Annotated in this window: 11 protein-coding genes; all 11 read right to left on the bottom strand. The window is 37.8% G+C overall.

Annotated elements, in window-relative coordinates; all coding sequences use genetic code 11:
• Nucleotides 1-168 precede the first annotated feature (168 nt).
• On the bottom strand, nucleotides 169-876 hold the full coding sequence (locus ACIEHO_RS06095) for a hypothetical protein (protein WP_406969701.1): 708 nt from the start codon (nucleotides 874-876) through the stop codon (nucleotides 169-171).
• 321 nt (nucleotides 877-1,197) lie between these two features.
• A complete protein-coding gene (locus tag ACIEHO_RS06100) occupies nucleotides 1,198-1,788 on the bottom strand; it encodes a LutC/YkgG family protein (protein ID WP_406969703.1) in 591 nt (196 codons plus the stop codon).
• 3 nt (nucleotides 1,789-1,791) lie between these two features.
• On the bottom strand, nucleotides 1,792-3,168 hold the full coding sequence (locus tag ACIEHO_RS06105; protein WP_406969705.1) for a lactate utilization protein B: 1,377 nt from the start codon (nucleotides 3,166-3,168) through the stop codon (nucleotides 1,792-1,794).
• Nucleotides 3,169-3,185: 17 nt separating this feature from the next.
• Nucleotides 3,186-3,923 (bottom strand): (Fe-S)-binding protein, encoded by a 738-nt coding sequence (locus ACIEHO_RS06110; protein ID WP_406969707.1) that lies wholly within the window; start codon nucleotides 3,921-3,923, stop codon nucleotides 3,186-3,188.
• A gap of 9 nt (nucleotides 3,924-3,932) precedes the next feature.
• A complete protein-coding gene (locus ACIEHO_RS06115; RefSeq protein WP_406969709.1) occupies nucleotides 3,933-4,790 on the bottom strand; it encodes a fumarylacetoacetate hydrolase family protein in 858 nt (285 codons plus the stop codon).
• A 27-nt stretch (nucleotides 4,791-4,817) separates the two neighbouring features.
• The gene (locus tag ACIEHO_RS06120; protein ID WP_406969711.1) at nucleotides 4,818-5,600 is read right to left on the bottom strand and encodes an SDR family NAD(P)-dependent oxidoreductase; all 783 of its coding nucleotides are present in this window, start codon (nucleotides 5,598-5,600) and stop codon (nucleotides 4,818-4,820) included.
• Between the two features lie 148 nt (nucleotides 5,601-5,748).
• Nucleotides 5,749-6,621, bottom strand: coding sequence for an AraC family transcriptional regulator (locus ACIEHO_RS06125; protein ID WP_406969713.1), 873 nt, complete (start codon nucleotides 6,619-6,621; stop codon nucleotides 5,749-5,751).
• A gap of 76 nt (nucleotides 6,622-6,697) precedes the next feature.
• Nucleotides 6,698-8,863 carry a hypothetical protein gene (locus ACIEHO_RS06130; RefSeq protein WP_406969715.1) on the bottom strand — a complete coding sequence of 722 codons (2,166 nt, stop codon included), beginning with the start codon at nucleotides 8,861-8,863 and terminating at the stop codon, nucleotides 6,698-6,700.
• A 15-nt stretch (nucleotides 8,864-8,878) separates the two neighbouring features.
• Entirely contained in the window at nucleotides 8,879-9,955 is a 1,077-nt protein-coding gene (locus tag ACIEHO_RS06135; protein ID WP_406969717.1) for a glycoside hydrolase family protein, read from the bottom strand.
• 2 nt (nucleotides 9,956-9,957) lie between these two features.
• Complete coding sequence (locus tag ACIEHO_RS06140) at nucleotides 9,958-13,398, bottom strand: DUF4450 domain-containing protein (protein WP_406969719.1); 3,441 nt, start codon at nucleotides 13,396-13,398, stop codon at nucleotides 9,958-9,960.
• A 21-nt stretch (nucleotides 13,399-13,419) separates the two neighbouring features.
• On the bottom strand, nucleotides 13,420-14,499 hold the full coding sequence (locus tag ACIEHO_RS06145; protein ID WP_406969721.1) for a PKD domain-containing protein: 1,080 nt from the start codon (nucleotides 14,497-14,499) through the stop codon (nucleotides 13,420-13,422).
• Between the last annotated feature and the right edge of the window lie 7 nt (nucleotides 14,500-14,506).

Here is a 14,506-nt window from a genome sequence, read left to right on the forward strand (position 1 = left end):
TCGAAAGAAACGGTTCTTTTGGTTTTTTAGTTTGGGCTTGTGGGTCGGTATGAATCCCAACTTTAATGATATACGTCTGTTTTAATGACTTATATCAGACGATAAGCAAGTTCGCGTTTTTCTGTTAAAAAATCTATAAGTACTTCTACATATTTTTGATACTTGTCATTACTTCACTATTTTCTCCGTTAACTCCTTAATATCTTTGTGGGCTTCACCCTTTACCAACCACGACAATCCAAAAGATAAAATGGACGTAGTTTCAAAAATATAAACATAATGGTTTTTAAAAGGAACGGTAACATGGGCGAACTTTTCAAGAATAACAAATAAGATGATGAGGCCTACCGAAACAAAAACTGCATTTCCGCACCATTTGTAAAGTGGGTTGTTAGGGTCGTTTTCATCACGGGTAAATTTATACTTAGACATATATCCCATGCAAAGAATAAAAATACCCGCAGCAATAAAATGAATGGTATTGAATGTTTCGGAAGTATGGCCAAAAAGAGGCAATGGAATGGTATCGCAATTCTCGCATAAAAAATTGATTGCCGTACTGGCACTATTAAAACATGATGTTGGAACAAAAACAACAATCAAAGCTGCAAAACCACCAATATTGGTCAATACGTCATCACTAATTTTTTCCGTGGTTTTATCAATGACATAACCTCGGTATGAAATTAAAAACAAGCCAAAGGTTGCAAGAATGATGATAAGTATTTGCGAGGTAAGCCTGTCGTAATAATAATGACTTATGGATGCCAAAAACTCACCTTTTATGACGGGCAAAATAATAGGTAATAGAAACCCCAAGGTGCCAATGAGTTTTCGGATTCTATAATCGGATGTTAAAAGGGCTTTCTCTTGCATAGACAATTAAATTAAGAGTCAATACAAGATAACAAAAAATGAATACGCATACATGAACTAAGCATGCAAAGGTAAAAAGAAACAATTGGAATTAACCAAAAGCACCGAAGCTCTAGTTAAGAATTCGAGCGTTTAGTTTAAAATAATTAATCGAAAAGAATTCCTCGACGCTCTGCGTCTAGGCTTCCGTTGAAATTGTCATTCCCGTGGAAACAGGAATCCAAATAATAGAATTTCGGTTTTTGACCTTTAAGTCAAAATGAAACGAGCGAAATACCTCTATGACTCTGCCTCGAGGATAGTTCGTTTCAAGAAATTCTTTTATTCCAATAAAAATACCGTTAAACTTAACGCCCCATGGGCTCCAATAACCAGAGATTGTTCAATATCCGCAGTTTTTGAAGGGCCCGAAATAAACACCCCGAAGTCGGTGGTTTTATCGGCAAGTTTTTGATAAGCTTGATGCATGTAGGGTTCAATGTTTTCTTTTGAAAGTACTAAAACCAAATGTTTGGTTATAAACGGCAACACACGCATAGGTAAACTCTGGTCTTCCACATAAACAGCACCATTTTCTGCAACAGCCAGTTGGCTTTCTAAAATAAGAATATCAAGGTCTTCTAATTCATGAGGATTTTTAATACTGTTTAAATCTACGGTATTGAAATCTGATGTGCCTTCTAGCGTTGAAAAGTTTACTTTGGTATCAGGCAACATCTTCGTTATTTGCGTAATGATATCTTTAGTAGATTTTGCTTGGTAAACATGGCCTCCAACAACTTCTACTTTTTTGGTGAATTCCTCAACAAGATTTAAGCCTTCATTAAATATTGCCGTGTCGATATGAGGTAAGTTCAAACGTTCTGGTTTGTTTGCTTTTATTTTGGTTAGTATTTTTTCTCTGCTTCCCATGGCTTAATTGTCTTTTTTACTCTGTTGTCTTTCGTTGTACCAATCATCAAAACTCTGTTTCTGCCCTTCAGGTAAATCCCGTGCTTTACCCCATGCATTGGGTTTCGAGTTAATTACCGATTTTGGTAAATTTCGAAGTGACCAACGCGCTATTTTGCCCACTTTTTCAAATTGTTTGGGTTTGGCAAATATGCTACCCATTATTTGCATCGATTTCTTTTTAATAAAAGGCTGCGGTGTGTTTTGGGTGATGATTTGTCGCCATTTATACAATTGCGCATGAATATCAATTTTAACAGGACACACATCGCTACATGAGCCACATAGAGTAGAAGCGAAGGGTAAGGAACTATGTTTTGTTAAATCTTTACCTGGTGAAAGAATAGAACCTATAGGCCCTGGAATGGTAGCATCGTAACTATGGCCGCCACTTCGTCTGTAAATAGGACAGGTATTCATGCAAGCACCACAACGAATACAGTGCAATGAGGCTCTAAAATCGGGTCGGCTTAATTGTTCCGAACGCCCGTTATCCACAATAACGATATGCATTTTTTTGCCTTTACTCGGCTTTTTAAAATGCGATGAATACGTCGTAACGGGTTGCCCAGTAGCTGATCGCGCCAACAACCTTAAAAAGACTCCTAAATGCTCCTGTTTAGGAATAATTTTTTCAACCCCCATGCAGGCAATATGAACGGGCGCTAAATGCGCACCCATATCGGCGTTTCCTTCATTGGTACAAACCACAAAACCACCAGTTTCAGCAATGGCAAAATTAACGCCCGTAATAGCGGCATCGGCTTCAATAAATTTTTGCCTAAGGTGCTTTCTGGCTTCACCGGTTAAATATTGCGGGTCGCCGTCACATGGTTTGGTACCTAAGTGCTCTTGGAACAACTCATCTACCTCATGTTTGTTTTTATGTATGGCAGGCAGTACGATATGGCTGGGTGGTTCTTTTGCCAATTGCACAATGCGTTCACCCAAATCGGTGTCGATGACTTCAATGCCATCTGCTTCTAAATAGGGGTTTAAGTGGCATTCTTCAGTCAACATCGACTTACTTTTTACCACTTTTTTGGCATTGTTTTCCTTTAGAATTTTATGAACAATTTGATTGTGCTCTTCCGCATCAGCAGCCCAATGCACTTCAACACCATTTTTATTGGCGTTAGTTTCAAATTCTTCTAAATACGTATCCAAATTGGAAAGCATGTGTGCTTTGATGCCGTGCCCTAGATTTCTGAGGTCTTCCCAACCCTGAACATGATGCACCGACTTATCGCGTTTATGGCGTACAAACCATAAGGCTTTGTCGTGCCAATCGACTTTCTTTTCGTCCTTGTTAAATATGCTTGCTAATTCCGGATGGCTCATAGTTTTCGGTCTTTGGTTTAGAGATTACTATTTAAAATTTCAGCAATATGCAGAATTTTTAAAGGCTGTTTGTTTCGGGTTACCAAGCCTTCTAAATGCATCAAGCATGACGTATCTGTGGCTGTTATCACTTCAACACCGCTTTCTAAATGGTCATTTATTTTGTCCTTGCCCATTTTTACCGAAACAGCTTCTTCGGTAACCGCAAAGGTTCCGCCAAAACCACAACACTCATCACCTCGTTTTAGGGGCATAAGCTCAACACCATTTACTTCTTTCAGCAGTTCTTCAATGTATGAATACTCAGGTGTAACGCGTTCTGAACAAGAGCCTAGGCGTAGTCCTCGTAAACCGTGACAACTTTTGTGCACCCCAACTTTATGCGGAAATGAAGCGCCTAAATCTTTAATCTTTAAAACGTTTAAAATGAAGTCACAAAGTTCGTAAACATTGTTTCTAACTTTGGTAACATCATCCGTTTGCGGAATAATGTCATAGTGTTTTTTAACATGGTAGGCGCAACTTCCTGAAGGTGTTACAATGTAATCGAAGTCTTTAAAGTTGTTTACAAAATGGTTGCAAGCTCCAATGGATTCAGATTCGTATCCTGAATTGGCCATAGGTTGCCCACAGCAGGTTTGCCCAGATGGATAAACCACTTCAATATTCAGCTTTTCCAAAAGTTCAAGCGTGGCTTTCCCTACTTGTGGATACAGTTGATTGATATAACACGGAATAAATAAGCCTACTTTCATATAAATATTTTATTTTTTAAAAGGCACTACCTTTTGTTTTGAAGTTCCCAAACCTTCTATACCCAATTCTACAACATCACCGGCTTTTAAATAAACAGGCGGATTTAAACCTAAACCAACACCAAATGGTGTGCCTGTTGAAATGATATCACCCGGAAGTAAAGTCATAAATTGACTAATGTGACTTACGGATTGTTGTACGTTAAAAATGAAATCGGAAGTAGAGCTGTTCTGCATAATTTCACCATTCAATTTCAGCCATAAATTAAGATTGTTGGGATCGGGGATTTCATCGGTTGTGGCAATAAACGGCCCGACAGGAGCGAAGGTGTCGCACCCTTTACCTTTACACCATTGTCCTGAGCGTTCAATTTGAAAAGCACGTTCACTCACATCATTGTGTAAAACATAACCGGCTATGTGATCGAAAACTTCATCTTCTTCAATGTAAGATGTCTTTTTTCCAATAACGATTGAAAGTTCTACTTCCCAATCTGTTTTTGTGCTGTTTTTTGGCAGCATAATGTCATCGTTTGGGCCAACCATAGCCGTGGTTGACTTAAAGAACAATACGGGTTCTTTAGGTACTTCCATGCCGGCTTCGGCGGCATGTTGCGCATAGTTGAGTCCGATACAAACAATTTTTGACGGACGGGTTAAAGGCGCACCCAAACGTATATTATCGTCTATTTCCGGGCAGCTATCATGATTGTTTTCTAACCAAGATTTAAGTTTTTCAATGCCGTTGTTTCCAAAGAATGCTTCGTTATAATCTGAGCCAAAAGCAGATACATCTATTTTAGTTCCGTTTGCCAATTGTACTCCTGGTTTTTCTTCACCTACAGCACCAAATCGTATTAATTTCATATTGAATATTGTTATTTTTTTAGTTTATTAATTTCCGTTAAGGGTTACAAATCCACCATCAATGGCATAGTTTGAACCCGTGATAAAAGCCGCTTCATCAGAACATAAAAAGAGTACCAAATCAGCTATTTCCTGTGTGCTTCCCATTCGGCCAATGGGTTGTGTTTTTGAAAGTTTTTCAAACATTTCCTCCTCTTTTCCTGGATAATTTTTCTTTATAAAACCGTCAACAAATGGCGTATGTACACGGCCTGGTGCAATACAATTGCAACGAATGCCATCTTTTATGTAATCTTTGGCGATGGAGTAGGTCATGGTAAGAACTGCTCCTTTGGTCATGGAATATGCAAACCGGTCATTGATTCCAACGGTTGAAGCAATAGAAGCTAAATTGAGGATAACCCCGTTTTTTTGGCTTTTCATGCCAGGTATAACCGCTTTTACACAGTTGTAAACACCTTTTATGTTTACGTTATAAAGTCGGTCTAATTCGGCTTCTTCAACGTTTTCCACATTACCAACATGGGCAATACCCGCGTTATTTATTAGGATACTGATATTCTCGTTCTCAGAAATTTTATTGATAATCTCGAAAACATTTTGTTGGTCGGCAACATCACATTTATGCGCTTCTGCATGCCCACCTTGTTTTTTTATTTTGGAAACTACTAGTTGCGCTGCCTCTAAATTAAAATCGAGGATATGAACTTTAGCATCTTGTTCGGCAAAGGTTAAAGAAATGGACTCGCCAATACCGCTGCCACCGCCAGTAACAACAGCGACTTTATTTTTTAAACTGAATTTTGTCATTGATGTTTAGTTTAGAATCCGTCCAGTTTTAGGACTATCACAAAATTACATGTAATTAGAACACCAGACTTCCTAAAATTTGATGGAATATGATACTATTTTTGCTCTAATAGAAATTATGCTTAAAATTAAGCAAATTCAATCATATCTAAGCGCTGGTTTTACTTCGATTTTCGAGATATTCTGACGGTGTACAATTCATAACCAATTTAAACTGCCTATTGAAGTTTGAAATGTTATTGAATCCAGATTCGAAACAAATATTTGAAATGTTGAATTTGTTTTCTAACAATAGTTTGCACGCATAACCAATACGGATTTCGGTAACGTATTTTGAAAATGTTTTTTTGTTGACTCGTTTAAAATATCTACTGAAAGCTGAAGGATTCATATTGGCTATTTCGGCAGCTTTATCGAGTGTGATGTCTTGATTGAAATTTTTAAAAATATAGGCCTGAACATTATCTTGGGTATCACTTTTTGAAGCTTGAAAGGAATTTACAAACCCTTGACTGGAAAGTCGTTTGGTCTCTTTGTGTTTGGCCAATGCGTTAAGAATATTCAAAAAAGCCATGGTTTTTTCAAAGCCCTCTAGTTCCAGCATGTTTTGAATATCGGAAATGAGCTTTCTTTCAATATTTTGAAACTTAAGTCCGAAACGAGCACGCTCAAATAATTCTAAAATATGAATCATTTCGGGTGTTTCAAAAAATTTGGGCCCGAGATAATCTTGTTTAAAATGAATGGCAATGGCTTTGGCGGTTTGTTTTGAAGTTTGCTTAAAATAGCCTTCATCATTTTGCCACATGTGCGGCAAGTTTTTTCCAATTAAAACCACATCCCCAATACCAAATTTTTCAACGCTATCGCCAATAAAACAAGTACCCTCACTTTTTAAAACCACGACTAGTTCCAATTCTGGGTGGTAGTGCCATATTTTTAAAAAATAAGGGTACTCATTAACTTTTGTAGCAAATGAGCTATTACTTAGATTGCTTCGATCTAAAAAATGGAGTTTCATATGTCAAAACACTATTCTTTTTTATTAGCCCAAAGATAACATTAAAACAGTATCGTAGCAAAAATAGTATTATCGATTAGGGCATGGGGTTTAATCCTTCCCATTTTACGTTCCATGTACCATCTTTTGGAAAACCTGGATTTTCGATGGTGTTGCCATCATAACCAGCACACATTAACGCAACGGCCGATAAGTAGCCTCCATTTCCCGGAAGATATAACGTTAACCTTGGTGTTTGGTAATTGTGCCCTCCAGGTAAATAGGTGTTTGTCGTTTCGTCACGGAACAATGCCTTAATGGCATCTTCAGGTCGGTTTAAACGGGTAGCCGCCATGGCTTCCAAAGGAAAATCCCAACCCCAAGTATGGTTCCATGTCCAAACTTCATCAACTACATCAAAGGTTCTGTTCATGGTTGGAATATCGATGTAATTATTATGTGGCAAATAGCTGATAGCTCCTAAAACCGCTGGGTGATCTATTTTATGTTCGCCGGTTTCAGAATACGAATTAGGAACACTTTCAGCAACCAAATACACGCCGTCTTTTTGTGCCATGGGCGATAGTTTATTTATTATTTTTTGCCAATCTTCCTTAGGTTCTAAATTCAATCTTTTTCGCCATTCTAGAGCCTTTTCCAAAGCCCACTTCCAATAAGATAGTTCCATGGGTGGATTAAAAGTTTCTGTTTTATCAAAACATTCCTGAGCGGGAATAACACCTTTACCTAGGTTATATCTATCATTTTCTTCATCGTAAGTTGGGAAGGATGCCATGAATTCCGCCGTTTCAAAAATAAGTTTTTGGTATTTTTCCAGATTTTCTTGAGTTGGGTTGTTTCTGTATATTAACTCTGCTAAATAAATAACATGAGGTTGTTGCCAAATTAAAAATGACCCAACGTTTGATGGTGCCTCACCGCCTTTGTGGTCGGTCATTTTTTGCCAACGTACGCCTTTGTAGCCTTGTCGTTCGGCAATTTCTTTAGCGCCATCAAAAGCATCAAAATACCAATGCATACTGTTTTCTAATAAGTCGGTTCGCCCCCAAAGCGGATAGTGAGCCCCGTGCCACCAGTACATTTCCATGTGTGGCTTACCATACCAACTATTATAAGTCAACCCAGTTTCTTGAACGGGATAGTTTCCAGCGCATTGAGAGCGCGTTAAATATTGTGATAATACTACTCGTCTTTCCAATTCGAAAGCTCTCGAATCAGTACATTCTGAAAAATCCACAGCAGCACCAGTTTGCCAAAATGTTTCCCACATCAATTGGCTGTTTTGTTCAACGGCGGCAAAGCTTTCCAAGGTAATTTCAGGTTTTGTTTCTGAAAACTGAACGGTAGCTTGAAAGTTATCTTTAGTATTAGGGGAAATCGTGTAAAAATGGTCTTCGATTTTTGAAATTTCGCCGTCCGAAGACAGGTTTGCTGATACAAAATACTGGTCGTTATCTAACGTTCTACTGAAAACGAAATGGTTCCCTGTTTCATTATCAACTGTGGTTTGATGCTTTTCGCTGTCGTTATAATTTATGCCTCTATCTGAAAATTGGTTAGTAGGGTACGGAAATCTAAATTTCAACTTGATGCGTTTTTGCTCCAACAAAGGGGATTCAATTTTGGCTGAAACGGCATCAGTTTTAGAATTACAGTAAGTGGTGACTTTTATAGGATCACCTTCAACTGTAAAATTACTTTCTATGTTACCTGTCCATAAATTAAGCTGCTGATTGATATTTTTAATATCGTGTGTAGTCGCTAAACTACCATCTTCCTTTAAAATTTGTAAACCAAAATTGCCTAACTGAAGTCGGTGCGGATTGGCTCTGAAGTAATCGGCTGCTGCCATTGCGCGTTCATCTGCTCGGTTCTGAATGGCATATAAACTGTTTGGGTTTCCGTTGAAATTATAACTTTTTAGAGTTTCGGAATGTTTGAAATTTTCGGTATTTGGTGAGGTATGCCAACCCCATTCTGATTGTGTTCCCAAAGGCACACCGTTTCCGTAAAACTCAGGGAACGATTGAAGTCCGGTAGCGTCAACCGTAAATGAAAATTTACCGTTACCTACGTTTAAGGAGCCTAAGGTGTCTATTTCTGTGATGTTTACGTTATGCCTAGTAACCACGGCATGTCTATCAATTTTTTCTGCTTTTTCTGGTTTTTTTTCTTTTTCATTGCACGAAAAAATCGTAGAAAACGTAAGGAGTAAAAGTAAATAAAGGTTAGTTTTTTTCATTATTTAGAGTGTGTTTTAAGAATTGATTTTAAAAATAAAACTTGATGCTGTTTCGTATTTTCCGCCCTGCGAGGCAGTAAAAAGATATGTAGGTTTTCCTTTTTGAAATAGAATCTGTGGTCTTTCGGCTCTGCCATAGCGATTTAAATGTTTGGGGGCTGGTGGCTGATTAACGTATTCATGGAGTTGCTGATAGCCTATTTGAGGTTCTGACCAAAGTTTACCGTCATCGGATTCCATGTATAGACCCATATCAATACCATAAACGCCCAAATCTCTAGTGAGCATTTTAAATTTTCCGTCTTCACACCATACAAAGGCATCTTCGCATTGTTCGTTATTTCCCATGTGATGATAATCTATGACGGGATTGCCTTCATATTTTTTATATGGTCCAAAAAGTGATTTTGAAGTTGCTAATCCGTACTTACGGTTTCCCCTGATTTTAAATTTAGGATGAATATAGCCTTCAGTATCAAATGATTTGTAATATAACCAATACTCACCATTTGGATGTTTAAAAAACGATGGATTTGTTGTACAATGGTCGTCCCATTCGCCAGCTTTTCCAGGTAGTAATAACGGTTCATCGGGTCGTGTCCAGGGGCCATAAAGTGAATCGGCCGTAGCTAAGCCAATACGTTGTGTATTCAATTTTCCGTTGGAATTCCCCATAAAAAACAACGCATATTTTCCATCTACAAAATGGATGCTGGGGTTGTGGCACGTGGTGGCATCCCAATAGCCTTCGCCACGAGGAGCTAAAACTGTGTCGACATACTCATAAGGACCTTCAGGTCTATCGGCCACGGCATGGGCAATTTCAGATGCGTGCGTCCAGCCACTCATGCTTTTTGCTTTTGGCCATCTCGAAAAAAACACATGTATTTTACCATTGGGACCTTCAATGGGGCTGTTGCACCAAACATAATAACCTTTAAACTCTAAAGCTCTTCCGACTGGTGATAATTTTTTTTCAAAATCAGAAATTTTTGGCTGTTGATTTTGAATTAAAAAATTAAAAGCATTTAAAGGGAGTAATGTGCCTAATGAGGTCAATGCACTTGATGCTAAAAACTCTTTTCTGTTCATTTTTACCTTACTAAAGTTAAACTCATTAGGCCAATAACCACATCGTTTGCAACGGCTTTTAATTTGAGTGCTTTTAATGTTTTGTTGGGGTTTAAAGGTAAATCTAAAATAGTTCCGGCACCACCATCAACACCAAAATCACTGTAACCTTTTATTTTGGTAAAATCATTAAAATTTCTAGTAATTTCACCAGTTTTAAAATATATCCGTGGTAGTTTTGGGGCATCGGTTGTAAATGCCAAACCGTCAACAAAATAATCTTGCTCTATAGGCCACCAATTCTCTGGGTTTTTTAACTGAAGAGTTTCCGAAGTATTATCAGTATAATGAATAATAATTTCACCATTTACAAACCTACTTTGCATGGGGTTGGTGGTTCCTGCCATAATAAAAAAGGCATGCGATGCCTTCCCCGAAAGTGGGATTTCAATATCCTTTGAGAAATTATCCCATTGGGAAACGAATGCAATATTGTTTTTATCTGCTTCTGATGGTGTTTTAAACGGAATGTTTTGTGCACTTAAAATAGTATTATTGTTTTGTCCAGATTTTTGGCGCAATCCCGTATCGTCGATTGCGGGTTTTACATACGGATAGCACCAATTGCCAATCCCTTGGGTGGGAAGTTGAAGTGTTGGGGAAGTTGGTCGTGGACTCAAGTATTCTTCTTCAAAAATGTTGGTTACTTTGCTATTGAAGACTGTTTGTAAATCAATGGTTTCAAAGTTGGTGTTTTCTAGAAACTTTATATCCCAATTATGGAATTTTGCACTTTTTTCTTCTTCAAGGATATACAAATGAATAGGTTGCCACCAAAGCATATCGTTTTGTTTCAATTGAATAAAAAAAGTTTTGTTTCCTTTTTCAGAATCTATCTGAAAATCCAACTGTTTTGAAGCTAAGTCAATTAGTGAAATAGCATCTTGTGGATTATAAACCTTTATGATTTCGGCTTTAGATGTTTTAAACTGAAATCTATCACCTAATGCTCCTTCAAATTGGAATTGCGGCTTCTCTATGGCATAACCTTTCCATTTGATAACAATCTTGTAACGCTCTTTGGAAGAATTTTTAATAATGATTTTAGGATTTTCGATAGCACTATTATCGAGTTCCCATTTTGCGTCTTTCCCGTTAACAGTTATTTGCTCAATACCTTCAAGTCGGGCGTCAACCGCTAGATGAAGTTTTAATTCTTGTTTAAATTTTGAATCAATAATATAGGTTGAAACTTTTTCATTTTGACTAAAATCTATTGAAATATCAGGGATTACCAATGAAGCCATATTCCAATCCGCTGGAAAACCAGGTTTTATGGATAGTGTGTTTTCAATCGTATTTGGCTGAATACCAAATAATCCTTCAACCAAAGACCGGGCAGCCATTCCAATAGGGTCTGCAAAATCACGGTACAGTTCACCACGAATGGCGTCGTAATAAGATAATTGCTGAAAACCCCCTGGTGAAGCACCTAAATACATACTTTCGACTAGTGCGCTTTGCCAAAGTTTATAGGCCTTTTCTTTTCGGTTGCCTTGCCAGTAGGCTAGGGCAGCATGCAAATTTTCGGCAAGAGCCACATTATTAACCGACCACGTATAAGGTTGCCAGTTACTGGTTGAAACTAATTCTAAATCATCAAAAGGTAGGCCTTCAGCTTTCACAGGGATATGTGGGATTTCGGTATCTACATAACGTAAGGCTTGGTACGATTGAAAGCTATCGGCGATGCCTTCATCCAAACTATGATAAATAGTCCAAAGTCCCGGGTTGTCATGCAACAACTGATTTCCCAATAAATCTTTGTATTCTGCAAAAACACCTTTTTTCTCAATCCACAAATTATTTTCAATAGCAGATTTTATGTGATTAGCTTCCTCAATATAAGGTTGTGGGTTTTCACCCAAAAGTTTGGCAATACTGGCAGCCAAAAGATTTGCAGAGTAATTATAAGCCGACGAATAAGTAACGCCCCCACCCGAATATTGCAAGGCATCACTGGCCCAAATGGTAGCGTAGGCATCGTAGAGTCCGTCGCCATCAGCATCAAAATTTCGTTTTTCCCAAGTAATATGACGTTTTACAACTGGCCACATTTTTTTCATGAATTCTAAATCGCCTGTCCATTGAAACCCACGAAGTAATTGGTTTATAAACACCGAATTCATATCATAATGATGGGCTTTTGTGTTGTTGTTTGGATTGCGACTGATATAACCGCGACTGAACATGGCTGTACCCAGAACTTCCTTTTGTCTTGCAAAATTTCTGGAGCTATCTAAAACCACAGGCCCAGTTTCTGGTTCTAAAACCTGAGAATTACCGTAGCTTTCAAAGTGGGTGTGCGCCCTGTCATGCCACCCCAGCGGATTTGCTACATATGCACCACGCCAAGCGTTTAGGTGCATGCGCCAAGCCACGGCACCATGGAGATAAGCAGGGCTTTCCCAAATGGCATCACCTGCAATAGCTAGCGCACCTCCTAATGTGTTTAGATATTCATCGGGAGTTTTTAGTTTCACTCTGTTTTTTAAGCGCTCGGTTTTTTCCAAGGCTTGATTAAATTCGGTTTTAATCTCCCTTTGCGATGTTTTTAAAAGTTGTCCTTCATTTTCAATTTTCCAGAAAAATTCATTTTCTTTCTTTAGTTTAATTTTACCTATTATAGCTGGAAATTTGTCAGCATTCCTATTATAAATGGATATTGGTGCTCCTTCAACCATTGCTTCAACAAGTTGTGTCTCAGATTTTGGAAAATACCCAACAATCTGTCTATTGTTGCCCGTTTTTTGCTTGTTGGTTTCTGAACCGAATTTTAAGAGAAAATTAGTATGATTGATTTTATATTGATTGTTAATGCAATATTCGGGTTGTAGATAAAATACTGATTCGGGGTCGGCACCAATATCGCCTTCACGATGGAATTTTTTGGCATTAGCACCTCCGTAGAGCCAAACTAGGTCGATGTTTTTAGGAATGCTTTTAGTTTCAACTTTTAAAATCATGGCTTCCTTTTCAGCATGAGCCACCACTTGAATATTTATAATCCCGTTTTTAAGTATGGCATCCCTGATTTTGTAAATCATGGTGCCAGGGTCATATCTCGTGGATACAGAATCGCAAACAGACAACCATTTACTTTCTACACCATTTGAAATACCGAGTTTTAAATTACCGCCCATGCCTTTTAAATACAATGCAAATTCTGGTAAATCGCCCGTTTCTACCCGAAATCCTGTATTGGTTCCATAAAGGGCTCGGTTAAATTTTCGTGTACCATTTTTAAGTGCAAAACTTTGTCCTTTTGGTATGTAATGAATTTTTCTAGAGGAATCTAATGAAGCTTTTTCTTGAGCAAAACCATGTTGAGTAAAGCTAAAAGTCAATAGAAATACACTGAAAACTAAACCTATATTTGTAAAAACAGACATTTTGGATGTCATTGAAACGATTTTTTTTGATTTCTATTTTAGGGCCACATCCCAAACTTTAGACAGTTTTGAAGTGCCCTTTAGCCCTTTAAGCTCTAAACTTACAACATATTTTCCTGCTTCTTTGTAATGGTGAACCGGATGTTGTTCGGTTGAAGTGTTACCATCACCAAAATCCCAATGCCATGAATTAATCTCACCTATGGATTCGTCATTAAAGGCGACTGTTCTTTTATCCATATTAATAATTTTAAAAGACCATTTGGCATCAATAGCTTTGGTAAATTCCTTTTCCAAGGGCATTAGTTTAAAAGGTAATAAATATGACGCATTGCCGTACATGGTGTGTTCTTTTGAAAGGTTCCAAAACCCATTGTTTTCTTCTTTGTTTACATCATCGTAATCGATAATAGCCCAGCAAAGACTAATGTTTTTATTTTCTTCTAAAACCGATTTTACAGCTCGTTCTGGATTATTTCCTGCATAATCAAAAGGTGTTATCCAAAACTCTAAAATAAGCTTTCCACTTTCGCCGTGTTTAAAATTGTAGTTATAAGCGGCGTTGGCGTAAGGCAAATCTTTAATCCATGGTTGGCTGCCCCAAACCATGGTCCAATCTTTATTTTTTGCAGGTGTGAAAATATGATAGTTTTGCGCATGAACGCCATGATAAGAATAATAGGCATCCATAATATCCAAAGTTTTATTGGGGTGAAAACGGTCTATAAACGGTCCTCCGGATTGGTCGGCATCAACAACAACTTCAAAGGTGTCGTTGTGTAATCCTGAATCCGAAAAATCCCAGTAATCATCGTAAGCTTCATATAAAAAATAGAGTCGGTTAAGGCCCTTTACCCAGCCTACTTTCACTTTAACATCCAAATTGTTTGGGTTGGCTTTAGGTTGTTTTTTACTGTCGTCCCACAGTTCGTCCATACCAACCACATAGCTTTCAGGAACCATATCCCAATCATCGGTATTTCCATTAACAGTTGGAATTTGATTAGCGGGAAATTGAAATACTTTAAAACTGCGGTTTTCTTGTGCTTCAATGTTAAGTATGACCATTAAAAACAAAAATGGAAGTTGTTTCAAATATTTTGAATTCAGCATTAAATCT

This window comes from Flavisericum labens, from assembly GCF_045446075.1.
GTDB classification, from domain to species: domain Bacteria; phylum Bacteroidota; class Bacteroidia; order Flavobacteriales; family Flavobacteriaceae; genus Flavisericum; species Flavisericum labens.